The following is a 14,962-nucleotide window of genomic DNA, read 5'->3' on the forward strand; positions in this document are numbered from 1 at the left end:
AGAGCGTCGCCATGCCCGACCGCGCCCCGCAGCCGGTGGACCGTCTACTGCCCACGGACGAGGCCCGGGATCTGATCTCGCTCGTCCGTGACATCGCGCAGCGCGAGATCGCCCCTCGGGCGGCCGAGGAGGAGGACGCCGGGCACTTCCCGCGCGAGGTCTTCACCCTCCTGTCCGAGTCCGGGCTGCTCGGTCTGCCCTACGACTCCGAGTACGGCGGCGGCGACCAGCCGTACGAGGTCTACCTCCAGGTGCTGGAGGAGCTGGCCACGGCCCGCCTCACCGTGGGCCTCGGTGTCAGCGTGCACACCCTCGCCTCCCACGCGCTCGCCACCTTCGGCAGCAAGCAGCAGCAGGTCGAGCACCTGCCGGCGATGCTCGGCGGCGGGCTCCTCGGCGCGTACTGCCTGTCCGAGCCGGCCTCCGGGTCCGACGCCGCCTCCCTGCGCACGAAGGCCGTCCGGGACGGCGACGCCTGGGTGATCACCGGCACGAAGGCCTGGATCACGCACGGCGGCATCGCCGACTTCTACACGGTCATGGCCCGCACCGGCGAGGAGGGCCCCCGCGGGATCACCGCCTTCCTGGTGCCGGGGGACGCCGAGGGGCTGAGCGCCGCGGCACCCGAGAAGAAGATGGGCATGAAGGGCTCGCCCACCGCCCAGGTCCACTTCGACGGCGTCCGGGTCTTGGACGACCGGCGCATCGGCGAGGAGGGCCAGGGCTTCGCCATCGCCCTGTCCGCGCTGGACTCCGGGCGGCTCGGCATCGCGGCCTGCGCGATCGGCCTGGCCCAGGCGGCCCTGAACGAGGCGGTGGCGTACGCGACGGAGCGGCGCCAGTTCGGCAGACCGATCGCCGACTTCCAGGGGCTGCGCTTCATGCTCGCCGACATGGCGACCCAGGTGGAGGCGGGCCGGGCGCTGTACCTCGCGGCCGCCCGCCTGAAGGACGCCGGCCGGCCGTTCGCCCAGCAGGCGGCCATGGCCAAGCTGCTGTGCACCGACGCGGCGATGAAGGTCACCACCGACGCCGTCCAGATCCTCGGCGGCTACGGCTACACCGCCGACTTCCCGGCCGAGCGCTTCATGCGCGAGGCCAAGGTGCTGCAGATCGTCGAGGGCACCAACCAGATCCAGCGGATGGTCATCGCCCGTCATCTCGCGGGCCCCGAGTCCCGCTGAACCCCGGCTCACCGAGTCCCCGGCCGACACCGGTGAACCTGGTCTCGGCCGGGGGCCGGCTGCCGGCAGATGCGGCCCGGGCCGGGGCTCGGGTGCCGGCGGATGCGGCCTGGGCCGGGGCTCGGGTGCCGGCGGATGCGGCCTGGGCCGGGGCTCGGGTGCCGGCGGATGCGGCCTGGGCCGGGGCTCGGGTGCCGTCGTGCGCGGTCCCGGCCGGGGCGCGGCTGCCGCTACAGGCGGTCTCGCCCGCGCCTCGGGTGCCGTCGTACGCGGCCGCGCCCGCGGGCCGGATTCCGGTGTAGGCGGTCCCGGCCGTGGCCCGGGTGGTGCCGAACCGGGGCTCGGCCGGACCGCGTGCGCTGCCGAGGCCCGCGTCACCGGTGTACCCGGCCCCGCCGACCCCCGCCTCGCCGGTGTACCCGGCCCCGCCGAGGCTTGCCTCGCCGGTGTACCCGGCCTGACCGCGGTCCCGGGTCCCGCCGTACCCGGTTTCGCCGCGGTGCCGGACCCCGCCGCGCCCCGCTTCGCCGCGCTCGCGGGCCTCGCCGTACCCGTCCTCGCCCGGGCCGCGGAAGCCGCCGAACTGGCCCGGCCGGACCGGCGGGGCCGCGAGCCTGGTCCACTCCGGGTCGTGGCGTCCGGGCAGGGTCCGGCCACCCTCCGCCCACACGCGCAGCACCGCGCGGTAGATGGGCGGGTCGGGGTGCACCGGCGGCGGCAGGGGAACCGATCCTGCGGGCGGCGGCACGAAGAGACGGTGCTCCCGCCCGGTCGTCGCGTACGTACGGGTCATACCCGGGCAACGCGAAGGCGGTCCGTCAGGACACCGGCCCGCGGAATCGGGCGTGCGTTCGCGCGCCGGGTGCCGCTGCCCTCACACAGCCTGATGGGCCATCAAGTCGTATGCGGTGAACGGCGTTTCGACGCACGACGGCACGCTGATCCTGCACCACGGCGACCTCGGCCGCGGTGCAGGGCAGTTGCTCGTGCTTCAGGCGGCCTGCGCCCGGCGCATCGACGGCACGCGCATCGGGCGCGAGCCCGGGCCACCGACGTGCGAGAACGGCTGTGTCCGCCAGTCCAGCCCCTGAGGGAGCGTCAACAGCAGCGCGGTGTCCTGCTCTTGGGGCGTGAACGTCTCGTCCGCGGGCTTGGCGTCGGAGGCCTTGCGGCCCGTACCGGCACACACCGTCAGCCCGAACGGGTTCCACGGCGAGGCGCACAGCGCGTGCTCCGGCAGGACTTCCTCGTCCGCCAGCAGCGCGATGGGCTGCGCGCAGTCCGGGCAGATCACCCGGTACATCTCGAAGGTGTCGTAGGCGTCGAACTCCTCGCCGTCGTCGAAGGCGTCGGGTTCGACGCCCTCCGGCTCGGGCTCGACCACCGGCTGCTGCCTCTTGGGCAGGGTACGACCAGGGCGCTTAAGACTCTGCATGGGATTCTCCCCCTCGGGCTGGGCCGTGAAGGCGCTGCGGCCTCGACCACAGCAAGCACTTCCCGTCCGCCCTCGGGGGTAATCACGAGACCATCACGGAGACTGTTCGAAGGGTGTGGCGTTCGTCACAAGCCGTGCGCGGGTGCCCCTCGCGGGCCGTCCGTCCCCCGGACGGCGTACGGGCGGCTCCCGGTGAGGTCACGAACCGGGCATGACCTGGGCCGGGAGGTATCCGAGGAGATCACCCGCCCTGTAGGTTCTGCGGCATGGAGGAGCTGGACCGTCAGATCGTGCAGCTGCTCGTCAAGGACGGGCGGATGAGCTACACCGACCTGGGCAAGGCCACGGGCCTGTCCACGTCGGCCGTGCACCAGCGAGTGCGCCGGCTGGAGCAGCGTGGCGTCATCCGCGGCTACGCGGCCGTCGTGGACCCCGAGGCGGTCGGGCTGCCGATGACCGCGTTCATCTCGGTCAAACCGTTCGACCCCAGCGCGCCCGACGACATCGCCGACCGGCTCTCCGGCGTCCCCGAGATCGAGGCCTGCCACAGCGTCGCCGGCGACGAGAACTACATCCTCAAGGTGCGCGTGGCCACCCCGCACGAGCTGGAGGAGCTGCTCGCCCGGGTCCGGTCGCTGGCCGGCGTGTCCACCCGCACCACGGTGGTGCTGTCCACGCCGTACGAGGCACGGCCGCCGCGCATCTGACGCGGTCGCGTTTCACCGGTCCGCCCGCGCCTCCGGCCCGGTCGCTTCTCTGCCCGGCCGGGCATCCCGCGTTCCCGGCCCGCCCGGTCGCGTATCCGCCCACCTGCGTGCGAGGCGGTCCGGGCCAGGCGCGACACTGTTCCCCATGAGTGAGCGCACCCCCGAGCCGCAGACCGTCCTGCTCCGCCGTGGCGAGGTCCACAGCCCCGCCGACCCCTTCGCCACCGCCATGGTCGTCGAACGCGGCCAGGTCGCCTGGGTCGGCTCCGAGGGCGCGGCCGACGCCTTCGCGGACGGGGTCGACGAGGTGATCGACCTCGACGGCGCCCTGGTCACCCCCGCGTTCACCGACGCGCATGTGCACACCACCGCCACCGGTCTGGCCCTCACCGGCCTGGACCTGAGCGGCGCGCCCTCGCTGGAGGCCGCCCTGGCGGCCGTCCGGGAGTTCGCCGCCGCGCGGCCCCACGACCGGGTGCTGCTCGGGCACGGCTGGGACGCCGCCCGCTGGGCCGGCGGCCGCCCGCCCACGCGCGCGGAGCTGGACGAGGCGACCGGCGGCCGCCCGCTGTACCTGTCCCGGATCGACGTGCACTCCGCCGTCGTCACCACGGCCCTGCTGGAGATGACCCCCGGGCTCGGTCTCGTGGACGGCCCGCTGACCGCCGACGCCCACCACGCCGTGCGCGCCACCGCCCTCGGCGCGATCACGCCCGCGCAGCGCGCCGAGGCCCAGCGCGCGGCCCTCGCCCACGCGGCCTCCCTCGGCATCGGCTCGGTGCACGAGTGCGCCGGCCCGGAGATCTCCTCCGAGGACGACTTCACCGGCCTGCTGCGCCTCGCCGCCGAGGAGCCCGGGCCGCGGGTCGTCGGCTACTGGGCCGAGCAGGACGTCGCCAAGGCCCGCGAGCTGGGCGCGATCGGCGCCGCGGGCGACCTCTTCGTCGACGGCGCCCTCGGCTCGCACACCGCGTGCCTGCACGAGCCCTACGCCGACGCCGCCCACACCGGCACCGCCTACCTCGACGCCGGCGCGGTCGCCGCGCACGTCGTCGCATGCACCGAGGCCGGACTGCAGGCCGGCTTTCACGCCATCGGCGACGCCGCCGTCACCGCCGTGGTCGAGGGCGTGCGCGCCGCCGCCGAGAAGGTCGGCCTCGCCCGGGTGCGGGCCGCCCGCCACCGCGTCGAACACGCCGAGATGCTCACCCCCGAGACCGTCGCCGCCTTCGCCGAACTGGGCCTGACGGCCTCCGTGCAGCCGGCCTTCGACGCGCTGTGGGGCGGCGAGGACGGCATGTACGCCCGGCGCCTCGGCGCCGAGCGGGCCCGCGGCCTCAACCCCTTCGCGGCGCTGCTGCGCGCCGGTGTTCCGCTGGCCTTCGGCTCCGACAGCCCGGTCACCCCGCTCGACCCGTGGGGCACGGTCCGCGCCGCCGCCTTCCACCGCACCCCCGAGCACCGCGTCTCCGTCCGCGCCGCGTTCACCGCGCACACGCGCGGCGGCTGGCGGGCCGTCGGACGCGACGACGCGGGCGTCCTGGTGCCGGGTGCGCCCGCCGACTACGCCGTCTGGCGCACCGGCGCCCTCGTCGTCCAGGCCCCCGACGACCGGGTCGCCCGCTGGTCGACCGACCCGCGCTCCGGCACCCCCGGCCTGCCCGACCTCACCCCCGGCCGTGAGCTGCCGCTCTGCCTGCGCACGGTGGTCGGCGGCCGCACGGTGTACGTACGGCCGGGCGAGTGATCCATGACGGCCGGGCGGCGGACCGGGCCGGCCGGCCCGCCGCCGCGCGCGCCGGGGCTGACCTGCGCGTTGAGGTCGTCGTCGCAGGTCAAGCGGCTGTTGACAGCCGACGGTCCGGGGCCGATAGGTTCGGCCCAGTCCACCACCGGACGCCCGGTGCGAGGAACGTTCAGCGCCGTGGCGCCGCTGGGTCAGGGACGGGGCACCGGGAGCCGGGGCACCGCCACTGGGAGCCAGGCTCAGCGCAGCGCCGGCGAGGGAACGTTTTGGCCGCGCCGGGGAGGTGTGACCCGGGTGGGGCCCGGGCGCTCAGTAGACAACGGCTCTCGGTCGATCCGCAGCCAGCGGGTCCCAGGTCGGCCCGAAGGGCGCCGGGCCCCCATCCGCCGCACCCGCGCGTGCGCACAACCGCCGAAAACTGACCTCATACCCCGAGTTTCCTCTTTGGACACCACCATACGAACGTCCTGTCACGTCATCGCAGGCTGCGGCCACTATGGTGGACCTCTGCGTACGGACATGAAGGGGCAGCAGTGAACGACGGCGACGGGACTTTCGAGGCCAAGGCCCAGGGGAGGAAGTTCGGTCCGCTCGGCACGGCCTTGGTGATCATTCCGACCTACAACGAGGCGGAGAACATCAAGAGCATCGTCGGCCGGGTGCGGCAGGCGGTTCCCGAGGCGCACGTTCTCGTGGCCGACGACAACAGCCCGGACGGCACCGGCAAGCTGGCGGACGAGCTCGCCGCCGGCGACGACCACGTGCAGGTGCTGCACCGCAAGGGCAAGGAAGGGCTCGGCGCCGCCTACCTGGCCGGCTTCCGCTGGGGCCTGGAGCACGGCTACGGCGTGCTGGTCGAGATGGACGCCGACGGCTCCCACCAGCCGGAGGAACTGCCCCGGCTGCTCACCGCGCTCAAGACCGCCGATCTGGTCCTCGGCTCGCGCTGGGTCCCGGGCGGCCGCGTGGTGAACTGGCCGAAGTCGCGCGAGTTCATCTCCCGCGGCGGCAGCCTGTACTCGCGGCTCGCGCTCGACCTGCCGCTGCGGGACATCACCGGCGGCTACCGCGCCTTCCGCCGCGAGACCCTGGAGGGCCTGGGCCTGGACGAGGTGGCCTCCCAGGGCTACTGCTTCCAGGTCGACCTGGCCCGCCGCGCGATCAAGGCCGGGTACCACGTCGTCGAGGTGCCCATCACCTTCGTCGAACGCGAACTGGGCGACTCCAAGATGAGCCGCGACATCCTCGTCGAGGCGCTGTGGCGGGTCACGGCGTGGGGCGTGGGGGAGCGCGTGGAGAAGCTGACGGGCAAGGGCAAGCAGGGACAGCGGGGCGCCTGACCGCGGGCGGGCTCGTGGGGGCTCGGGCTCGGGGCCGGCGCGGACCGATCTCCGGGGAGCCGGCGCGGACCGACTTCCGGGGAGCCGGCTGGGCTCGTTCGGTTGCCGGGGGCCCGGCGATCCCCGGTCGGATCGGTCCCCGGTTGGGTCGGTCCCAGGTCGGATCGGTCCCCGGTCGGATCGGTCCCCGGCCCGGCTCGGCCCTCGGCCGGCTCGGTCCCTCCCTCAAGGCTCCGGTCTCCGGTCCGGCCCGGTCCCTCCCTCGTGCTCCGGCCTCGGCCCTGATCAGCTCTTGTCCGGTCAGCTCTTATCCGGAGCTGAGCCGGATCCAGGCACACTGGAGGCATGACGACAGGCGTTCCGACCTCTTCCTCCTCCGCTCGCCCCGCCGGCCGCCGGCGCTCGCGGCTGCGCACCGCCCTGCCGCTGGGGGTCGCCGCCTGGCTGGTGCTGGAGATCTGGCTGCTGACCGTGGTCGCCGGCGCGTCGAGCGGGTTCGTGGCCTTCCTGCTGCTGGTCGCCGGCTTCATCGGCGGCGCCGCGGTGGTGAAGAGGGCGGGGCGGCGGGCCTTCCGGAACCTCAACGAGGCGCTGCAGCGGGGCGACTCCCCGTCGGCGCAGCGCGGTGGCAACGGCTTTCTGATGCTGGCCGGCCTGCTGCTGATGATCCCGGGACTGATCTCGGACGCCGTCGGCCTGCTCCTGCTGCTCCCGCCGGTCCAGAAGGCCGCCGGCCGCCTGGCGGAACGCACCGTGGACCGCACGCTGCGCGCCGGCGCACCGGGCGGTTTCGGTGACGCGTTCCAGCAGGTCCGCATCCACCGCCCCGACGGCAAGGTCGTCCAGGGTGAGGTCGTCCACCACGACGAGCCCGCCGACACCCCCGACGACCGGCGCCCCCCGCTGACGCGCTGACCGCGCCGGCCCGCGAGGGAGCCACGCGCCCGCCTCGGACGCGTGGCTTTTCCGCGGGCCCGCCGACGCCGACGCCGGCGGACGGCGGGCGCCCAGGCAAAAGACCGCGGGTGCCTTGCGTACGCAAAAGACCGCGGGCGCCGTACGTGAGATACGTACGGCGCCCGCGGTCAGTTACGCGCGCTGTGTCCGGCCGAGCCCGCAGGGACTAAGCGGACTTGCGGCTGTCCCGAGGATGAACCGCGAGGTTCATCGCCCCGGACCGCAGAACGGCCAGCCGCTCCTCGAGGACCTCTTCGAGTTCCTCGCGGGTACGCCGCTCCATCAGCATGTCCCAATGCGTACGCGCGGGCTTGGCCTTCTTCTCCTCAGGGCCGTCGCCATCCACGAGGAGTGCCTGGGCTCCGCAGACCTTGCACTCCCACTCCGGCGGGATCTCCGCCTCGACCGAGAAGGGCATCTCGAACCGGTGCCCCTTCTCGCATGCGTACTCCACGGCCTGGCGCGGGGCCAGGTCGATGCCGCGGTCCGTCTCGTAGCTGGTCACCACGAGGCGCGTGCCGCGAAGAGCTCGCTCACTCATGAATCGTGCCTCCCGGGCTTGTCGCCCACAGGACAGGTGTCGCTGTCGTCGTCATCCGGTCAACGTCCGGTCGGCGGTAAAGATTCCCGTTCCGATGTGCCCGTTCCGGGTCATGCGTCGCCGTCGTGCCGCAGCCTTGTCAACCAGTGCAGTACCCACCGACGCCCGGTTTGTCACGTCTGCTCGGAGATGTCACCTAGCGCTTCGTCGCCTTTGACGCGCAGTAACGGTACGCCTGGCAGGCCAAACGCGTACACTACCGCCCTTTCACCCCGAGTGCTAAATCCTCTCCGGAACCGGGTTGCCCGCGTCGCCGATCGCCCGCCGCACCGGCACCCGCGCGAGGAGCACGAAACCGATCGCGAAGAACGCCACCAGCGAGATGATCGCGGAGCGATAGCTGCCGGTCAGCTGGTAGGTGACGCCGAACAGCAGCGGGCCCAGCCAGCTCATCCCGCGGTCGCTCAGCTCGTACGCCGAGAAGTACTCGGCCTCCTTGCCCGGCGGGACGAGATGGGAGAACAGGGAGCGCGACAGCGCCTGGCTGCCCCCGAGGACCAGCCCGATCCCGGCCGCCAGCACGAAGAACCACACCGGAGCCCCGGCGGGCAGGAAGTACCCGGCGCCGAGCGTGAGCGTCCACGCCACGAGCGAGCCGAGGATCGTCCGCTTCGCGCCGTACGTGCGGGCCAGCCGGCCCATCCCGAGCGCGCCGGCCACGGCCAGCACCTGCACCAGCAGCACCGCGCCGATGAGCGTGGACTGGCCGAGGCCCAGTTCCTCCGAGCCGTACACCGACGCCTGGGAGATCACCGTCTGGATGCCGTCGTTGTAGACGAGGTAGGCCAGCAGGAAGGCGAGGGTCAGCGGGTGGCGGCGCATGTCGCGGATCGTCGCCGCGAGCTGCCGCATCCCCGGCAGGGCGGCCTCGCGGTGCGTGGAGCGCCGGTCGCGCAACCGCCGCAGCGGGACGAGGGTGAAGGCCCCCCACCACAGCCCGGCCGAGGCCAGGCAGATGCGCACCGCCATGGTCTGCGACAGGCCGAAGCCGTCGTGGGCGAGATAGAGGACCAGATTGGCGATCAGCACCAGCGAGCCGGCCGCGTAGCCGAACGCCCAGCCGCGGGAGGAGACCGCGTCCCGCTCCTCGGGCGGGGCGATCTGTGGCAGATAGGAGTTGTAGAGCATCATCGCCACCGACTGGGCCGCGTTCGCGACCACCAGCAGCACCCCGCCGAGCAGATAGCGGTCGCCGGCCAGGAAGAACATCCCCGTCGTCGCCGCGGCCCCCAGGTACGCGGCGGCCGCGAGCAGCGGCTTCTTGCGGCCGGTGCGGTCGGCGGCGGCCCCCACCAGGGGCATCACCAGCACCGCCACGATCACCGACAGGGACACCGTGTAGGCGAAGAAGGAACCGGCGCGGACCGGGACGCCCAGGGGATGCACATATCCGTCGGCGTCGGCGGCGGCCTTCGCGACCGAGGTCAGGTAGGGGCCCAGGAACACGGTGAGCACGCTCGTCGAGTAGACGGAGCACGCCCAGTCGTAGAAATACCAGCCGCGCTGCTCGCGCCTGCGGCCGGCGGCGTCGTCCGCCTCGGCCGTGCGCACGGTGTCGATGTCCACCCGCGCCCTCGCTTCCCCGCTGAAGGAGCCGCGCGCGGGCCGGGCGGGCGCCGGGCGGTCAGACCCAGACGCCGCGTTCCTCCATCACCTTGCGCAGCGTGTCGATGTGATCGGTCATGATGCCATCGACGCCGAGGTCCAGGAGCCGGTGCATGCGCTCGGGTTCGTTGACCGTCCACACGTGCACCTGCAGCCCGTGCGCGTGGGCGAACCGCACGAAGCGCCGGTCCACCACCTGGATGCCCGACTGCACCTCGGGCACCTGTGCCGCGACGGCCGAGCGGCGCAGCGCCGCCGGCACACCCCAGGAGCGCAGTCGCAGGTTGAGCACGCCCCGGGTGCCGTAGGAGGTGGCGAGCTTGGGGCCCGCCAGCCGCTGGGCGCGCACCACGCGCGCCTCCGAGAACGAGCCCAGGCAGATCCGGTCCCAGGCGTTCGCCCGGGCGATCAGGTTGAGGAAGGGGTGCAGCGCCGCCTCGGCCTTCACGTCCACGTTCCAGCGCACGTCGGGGAAGACGTCGAGCAGGTCGTCGAAGAGCGGCACCGGCTCCGTGCCCGCCACGCGCGCGTCGCGCACCTGGCTCCACGGCAGGTCCGCGATCCTGCCCGCGCCGTCCGTCACCCGGTCCAGCGTGGCGTCGTGGAAGGCGACGAGCCGGCCGTCCTTGGTGGCGTGCACATCGGTCTCGATGTACCGGTAGCCGGCCTCCACCGCCCGCCGGAACTGCGCCATGGTGTTCTCCAGGCCCTCGGCGGCGCCGCCGCGGTGCGCGAAGGCGATCGGGCCCGGATGGTCGAGGTAGGGGTGGCGTAGGGGGGTGCTCACGGACGCAGTATCGCCCGAGCGGGTGACCCCGTGGCAACGACCGTGCTGCCCTCGGATGCCCGGGGAACGGCGAACACCCGCAGGAAGAACTGCGCGAGCGGGCCGATGGACACCGCATAGAGCACCGTCCCGGCGCCGACCGTGCCGCCCAGCGCGAACCCGGTGATCACCACCGCCACCTCCACCACCGTGCGCATCAGCCGGATCGAGCGGCCCGTGCGCCGGTGCAGCCCGGTCATCAGCCCGTCGCGCGGCCCCGGCCCGAAGGAGGCGGCGATGTACAGCCCGGTCGCGACGCCGTTCAGCGCGATCGCGCCGACCAGCAGCGGAACGCGCACGGCCAGGGCGTGCGCCGCCGGGACGGCCGCGAGGGTCGCGTCCATCGCGAGGCCGATGACGAAGACGTTGGACACCGTGCCCAGCCCGGGGCGCTGGCGCAGCGGGATCCACAGCAGCAGCACCGCCGCACCCACGATGATCGACACCACGCCGATGCTCAGCCCGGTCAGCTCGGCGAGCCCCTGATGGAGCACGCCCCACGGCTCCAGCCCGAGACCCGCGCGCACCAGGAGCGCGGAGCTGGCGCCGTACAGGACGAGCCCGACGTAGAGCTGGAGCAGCCGCCGGGGCAGGTGGCGTGGTGGTGTGGACACGAGAGTCCCCCCTGGGTGGTGGTAGTGGCCTGATACATGACACCCTGTGGCGTGGAAGCACTCGCTCTCCATGGCCAATTCGGGGAAGGTGGACTGATCGGCATGGCCCAGTGGACCTCTGCGGTGGGTGCCGCACAGCTCGCCCGGCTGCTGAAGTCGCAGCAGGACCGCCCGGCGGGCCCCGGCACCCGTCGGCCGCCGGCCTACCGCTCGCTCGCGGACGGCATCCGGCTGCTGGTCCTGGAGGGCCGCGTCCCGGTGGCCGCGCGTCTGCCCGCCGAACGCGAGCTGGCCCTCGCCCTGTCCGTCAGCCGTACGACGGTGGCGGCGGCCTACGAGGCCCTGCGCACCGAGGGCTTCCTGGAGTCCCGGCGCGGCGCCGGCAGCTGGACCGCCGTCCCGGCCGGGAACCCCGTTCCGGCCCGCGGCCTGGAGCCGCTGCCGCCGGAGGCGCTGGGCTCGATGATCGACCTGGGCTGCGCCGCGCTGCCCGCCCCCGAGCCGTGGCTGACCCGTGCCGTCCAGGGCGCCCTGGAGGAGCTGCCGCCGTACGCGCACACGCACGGCGACTATCCGGCCGGGCTGCCCGCGCTGCGGGCGATGATCGCCGAGCGGTACACCGCGCGCGGCATCCCGACGATGCCCGAGCAGATCATGGTGACGACCGGCGCGATGGGCGCCATCGACGCCATCTGCCACCTCTTCGGCGGGCGGGGCGAGCGCATCGCCGTGGAGTCCCCGTCGTACGCCAACATCCTGCAGCTGATGCGGGAGGCGGGCGCGCGGCTGGTGCCGGTCGCGATGGCCGAGGGGCTGTCCGGCTGGGACCTGGACCGCTGGCGGCAGGTGCTGCGGGAGGCCGCGCCGCGCATCGCCTACGTCGTCGCCGACTTCCACAACCCCACCGGGGCGCTCGCCGACGAGGACCAGCGGCGGCGGCTGGTGGAGGCGGCCCGCTCGGCGGGGACCGTGCTGGTGGCCGACGAGACGATGAGCGAGCTCTGGCTCGACGACGACCTCGAGGGCGCGATGCCGCGGCCCGTGTGCGGCTTCGACCCGGCGGGCTCGACCGTGATCACCGTCGGCTCGGCCAGCAAGGCGTTCTGGGCCGGCATGCGCATCGGCTGGGTGCGGGCCGCACCGGACGTGATCCGCAGCCTGGTCGCCGCCCGCGCCTACGCCGACCTCGGCACCCCGGTGCTGGAGCAGCTGGCGGTCAACTGGCTGTTCAGCACGGGCGGCTGGGAGGAGGCCGTGCGGCTGCGGCGGGCCCAGGCCCGGGACAACCGCGACGCGCTTGTGGCCGCGGTCCGGCGCGAGCTGCCGGACTGGGAGTTCGAAGTGCCCGAGGGCGGGCTGACGCTGTGGGTGCGGGCCGGCGGGCTGTCCGGTTCGCGGCTTGCCGAGGCGGGGGAGCGGGTCGGCGTGCGGGTGCCGTCGGGGCCGCGCTTCGGTGTCGACGGGGCCTTCGAGGGGTTCGTCCGGCTGCCGTTCACCGTGGGCGGTGCGGTCGCCGACGAGGCGGCGTCCCGGCTGGCGGCGGCGGCCCGCCTGGTGGCCGACGGCGGCACGGCGGGCACGGAGGCGCCGCGCACCTTCGTGGCGTGAGGCGCGGGCGACCGCATGGCGCGGCCTCGCACGCGCGCGTGGCGTGACGCGCGGTGGCCGAGCGGTGCCGCGCGGCGGTGAGGGCTCACGCATGCGTGGCGTGACGCGGGGCGGTGAGGGCTCACGCGTGCGTGGGGCGTGACGGGGGGCAGGCGCCAGGCGCCGACTGGGTGCCGTACGACGGAGGCGCCGCACACGCGTGGGGCGTGGGCGGCGCCTCGGTGAAGACGCGGGGGCGGAGGCTAGGCCTGTTCCACCACCGCGGCCTCCGTGGTGAGCGGCTCCCCGGGGACGTCCTTGTCCAGGGGGACCTTCTCACCGTCCGCGGGCGTCGTGCGCGGCGGCAGCAGCTCCAGGACGGCCTGCCGGTGCGCGTCGCTCGTCGCGTCGTCGTAGGGGTCGGGCGTCGCCGGGACCTGTAGCCGGTGCACCGGGCCGCTGCCCAGGCGGGCGTACCCGCGGCCGGGCGGGACATGGGCGACCGGGGTGCTGCACGGCGGCGCGCCCAGCACGGCCTCCAGCTGCGCGGGCGTCGCCGGTCCGAGGGCGACCCGCGCGCGGGTGTGCTGCCGTACCGGCTCCGTCAGGGCCTCCAGGCTGTCGAACTGCTCGGCGATCACCACGGTGACGTGCGCCGCGCGGCCGTGCCGGAGCGGCACCTGGAGCAGGGCCTGCGGGTCCTTGCGGCCGTCGGCGGCGGCCAGCGGGGCGAACGCGGTCGGCCGGTCGAGCAGGATCCACAGCGGGCGCCGGGTGTCGTCCGGCGGCGGATGGCCCTCCTGACGCGCCCGGTTCGCGGCGATCAGCCGGCGCTCGGTCTCGGTGGCCGCCCATTCCAGGCTGGCCAGCACCCCGCTCAGCCCGCACTCCACGGCCAGGACCCCGTCCCGGCCGGTCAGGCAGGCGTACTCGCCGGTGGCGCCGCCGTCGACGATCAGCACGTCGCCGTGTTGCAGGGCCTGGAGCGCGATCGAGCGCAGCAGGGTCGAGGTGCCGCTGCCGGGCTGGCCCATGACCAGCAGGTGCGGCTCGGTGGAGCGGATGCCGGTGCGCCACACGACGGGCGGCATGTCGCGCTCCTCCTCGCCGAAGGACAGCGGCAGGGTGCGCTGCACCTGGAGGGCGTCGGTGAAGCCGAGGACCGTCTCGCCGGGCGTGGTGACGAACCGCTGCGCGGCGATGTCGGTGGGCAGCGGGTCGAGGACGCTCACGGTCAGCTCGTTGCCCTCCTCGTCCCAGACGAAGTGGTACTCGCGGCCGCGGCCCGACTTGGCGGTCAGCAGCTGCTCGACCCGCGCGCGTGCCTCGGCCCGGCCGTCCGGGAAGTACGCCGGGTAGCGGATCTGCAGATGGGTGACGCGGCCCGAGTCGTCGAACTCGTGCGCGGGGAAGGCCTTCTCCCACTCACCGCCGTGCGCGTACAGCGGCGCCGGGTCCTCGGGGGTGGAGAAGTAGGGCACCAGCGCCTCGTAGAGCGCCTTGAGGCGTTGCGTCTGCGACTCGTCGGGACCTTCGGGCGCCGGGGGCGTGCGGTCGCGGCCCTGCCAGGCTGCCGCCGCCATCAGACTGATGACGGCGAGCAGCAGGCCATACGGCACCAGGGCCACGGCCAGGATCACCGCGGCGACCATGAACAGCACCTGGCCGCGCTTGTCCTTGGGGGTCTCGGACCATCTGCGCCGCCCGGCCGAGGCCAGCCGGCGCAGACCGCGGGTGATCGTGATCAGCGGATGGAGGACGTCGGTGGCGCTGTCCGCCGCCGTCCGGGCCAGCTCCCGGCTCCGGGCGATCTGCGCGCTGCCTGTGCTCAGGATGCGGGGGAGGGGGCGCCGGGCCACTGCTGCCTCCTTGCGGTGCGTACGGACGGGGAGGACGGCGTCAGAACCTGATGCCGCCGAGGAGACTCGCCAGGCTCTCGCCGCCGGCCTTGATGCTCGGCGCGATCGCCGTGCTGGCCAGGTAGAAGCCGAACAGCGCCGAGATCAGCGCGTGCGACGCCTTGAGGCCGTCCTTGCGGAAGAAGATGAACACGACGATGCCGAGCAGGACGACACCTGAGATGGACAGGATCATTTGGGCTCTCCTGGTGTTCGGTGGGGACAGTCACCATGAGTACTTCCAGGATCACAGGATGTATCCATACGATTAAAGGTGCAAATGGGGGAAATTCGCGCGATTTCCCCTGCTCGGCGCAGCGTCGGCTGCGCTGTCCGGGCAGGACAATTGGCGTCGAACGGGACTGTCAGTGATCTTTGCCGCCGACGACGCCCGACATGTGCCCGACGAGCCAGTACCCTGGCGATTCACTCGTACGGCCGCACCGCTCGCGGTCGTACGC

At 73.8% G+C, this 14,962-nt stretch carries 13 protein-coding genes; 6 read left to right on the forward strand and 7 right to left on the reverse strand.

Annotated features, from left to right (window positions below; translation table 11 throughout):
* The first annotated feature begins 11 nt into the window (after positions 1-11).
* Positions 12-1,184, forward strand: coding sequence for an acyl-CoA dehydrogenase family protein (locus ACF1AL_RS15055; protein ID WP_384213236.1), 1,173 nt, complete (start codon positions 12-14; stop codon positions 1,182-1,184).
* Positions 1,185-2,175: 991 nt separating this feature from the next.
* Here ACF1AL_RS15055 and ACF1AL_RS15060 read toward each other — a convergent pair.
* Positions 2,176-2,619 carry a hypothetical protein gene (locus ACF1AL_RS15060; RefSeq protein ID WP_366838252.1) on the reverse strand — a complete coding sequence of 148 codons (444 nt, stop codon included), beginning with the start codon at positions 2,617-2,619 and terminating at the stop codon, positions 2,176-2,178.
* A 266-nt stretch (positions 2,620-2,885) separates the two neighbouring features.
* Between ACF1AL_RS15060 and ACF1AL_RS15065 the strand changes: the two genes are divergently transcribed.
* From ACF1AL_RS15065 to fxsA, 4 genes are all read left to right on the forward strand, one after another.
* Positions 2,886-3,326, forward strand: coding sequence for an Lrp/AsnC family transcriptional regulator (locus tag ACF1AL_RS15065; RefSeq protein ID WP_366838251.1), 441 nt, complete (start codon positions 2,886-2,888; stop codon positions 3,324-3,326).
* Between the two features lie 145 nt (positions 3,327-3,471).
* Complete coding sequence (locus ACF1AL_RS15070) at positions 3,472-5,073, forward strand: amidohydrolase (RefSeq protein WP_391780195.1); 1,602 nt, start codon at positions 3,472-3,474, stop codon at positions 5,071-5,073.
* A gap of 533 nt (positions 5,074-5,606) precedes the next feature.
* Entirely contained in the window at positions 5,607-6,413 is an 807-nt protein-coding gene (locus tag ACF1AL_RS15075; protein ID WP_384213245.1) for a polyprenol monophosphomannose synthase, read from the forward strand.
* Positions 6,414-6,758: 345 nt separating this feature from the next.
* Positions 6,759-7,328, forward strand: coding sequence for an FxsA family membrane protein (gene fxsA, locus ACF1AL_RS15080; protein ID WP_391780194.1), 570 nt, complete (start codon positions 6,759-6,761; stop codon positions 7,326-7,328).
* A 208-nt stretch (positions 7,329-7,536) separates the two neighbouring features.
* On the opposite strand, the gene ACF1AL_RS15085 is transcribed toward fxsA, so the two are convergent.
* From ACF1AL_RS15085 to ACF1AL_RS15100, 4 genes are all read right to left on the reverse strand, one after another.
* Positions 7,537-7,911: an RNA polymerase-binding protein RbpA gene (locus ACF1AL_RS15085; protein WP_010357981.1), complete on the reverse strand. Its 375-nt coding sequence runs from the start codon at positions 7,909-7,911 to the stop codon at positions 7,537-7,539.
* 279 nt (positions 7,912-8,190) lie between these two features.
* The gene (locus tag ACF1AL_RS15090) at positions 8,191-9,537 is read right to left on the reverse strand and encodes an MFS transporter (RefSeq protein ID WP_391780193.1); all 1,347 of its coding nucleotides are present in this window, start codon (positions 9,535-9,537) and stop codon (positions 8,191-8,193) included.
* Between the two features lie 58 nt (positions 9,538-9,595).
* A complete protein-coding gene (locus ACF1AL_RS15095) occupies positions 9,596-10,363 on the reverse strand; it encodes a glycerophosphodiester phosphodiesterase (protein WP_391705122.1) in 768 nt (255 codons plus the stop codon).
* The gene (locus ACF1AL_RS15100; protein ID WP_391780192.1) at positions 10,360-11,016 is read right to left on the reverse strand and encodes a YitT family protein; all 657 of its coding nucleotides are present in this window, start codon (positions 11,014-11,016) and stop codon (positions 10,360-10,362) included. The genes ACF1AL_RS15095 and ACF1AL_RS15100 overlap by 4 nt, the downstream gene beginning before the upstream one ends.
* 102 nt (positions 11,017-11,118) lie before the next feature.
* Between ACF1AL_RS15100 and ACF1AL_RS15105 the strand changes: the two genes are divergently transcribed.
* Positions 11,119-12,624 (forward strand): PLP-dependent aminotransferase family protein, encoded by a 1,506-nt coding sequence (locus ACF1AL_RS15105; RefSeq protein ID WP_391780191.1) that lies wholly within the window; start codon positions 11,119-11,121, stop codon positions 12,622-12,624.
* A gap of 242 nt (positions 12,625-12,866) precedes the next feature.
* On the opposite strand, the gene ACF1AL_RS15110 is transcribed toward ACF1AL_RS15105, so the two are convergent.
* Both ACF1AL_RS15110 and ACF1AL_RS15115 read right to left on the reverse strand, forming a co-directional pair.
* A complete protein-coding gene (locus tag ACF1AL_RS15110) occupies positions 12,867-14,462 on the reverse strand; it encodes a hypothetical protein (protein WP_366838243.1) in 1,596 nt (531 codons plus the stop codon).
* Between the two features lie 40 nt (positions 14,463-14,502).
* Positions 14,503-14,697 carry a hypothetical protein gene (locus tag ACF1AL_RS15115; protein WP_123759446.1) on the reverse strand — a complete coding sequence of 65 codons (195 nt, stop codon included), beginning with the start codon at positions 14,695-14,697 and terminating at the stop codon, positions 14,503-14,505.
* Between the last annotated feature and the right edge of the window lie 265 nt (positions 14,698-14,962).

Source organism: Streptomyces sp. NPDC014801, from assembly GCF_043082085.1.
Taxonomy (GTDB): domain Bacteria; phylum Actinomycetota; class Actinomycetes; order Streptomycetales; family Streptomycetaceae; genus Streptomyces.

Bases quoted from the DNA above. Each gene is read 5' to 3' on its own strand.
- ACF1AL_RS15055 (WP_384213236.1), top strand. From the start codon at position 12: ATGCCCGACCGCGCCCCGCAGCCGGTGGACCGTCTACTGCCCACGGAC.
- ACF1AL_RS15060 (WP_366838252.1), bottom strand. From the start codon at position 2,619: ATGCAGAGTCTTAAGCGCCCTGGTCGTACCCTGCCCAAGAGGCAGCAG.
- ACF1AL_RS15065 (WP_366838251.1), top strand. From the start codon at position 2,886: ATGGAGGAGCTGGACCGTCAGATCGTGCAGCTGCTCGTCAAGGACGGG.
- ACF1AL_RS15070 (WP_391780195.1), top strand. From the start codon at position 3,472: ATGAGTGAGCGCACCCCCGAGCCGCAGACCGTCCTGCTCCGCCGTGGC.
- fxsA (WP_391780194.1), top strand. From the start codon at position 6,759: ATGACGACAGGCGTTCCGACCTCTTCCTCCTCCGCTCGCCCCGCCGGC.
- ACF1AL_RS15085 (WP_010357981.1), bottom strand. From the start codon at position 7,911: ATGAGTGAGCGAGCTCTTCGCGGCACGCGCCTCGTGGTGACCAGCTAC.
- ACF1AL_RS15105 (WP_391780191.1), top strand. From the start codon at position 11,119: ATGGCCCAGTGGACCTCTGCGGTGGGTGCCGCACAGCTCGCCCGGCTG.
- ACF1AL_RS15115 (WP_123759446.1), bottom strand. From the start codon at position 14,697: ATGATCCTGTCCATCTCAGGTGTCGTCCTGCTCGGCATCGTCGTGTTC.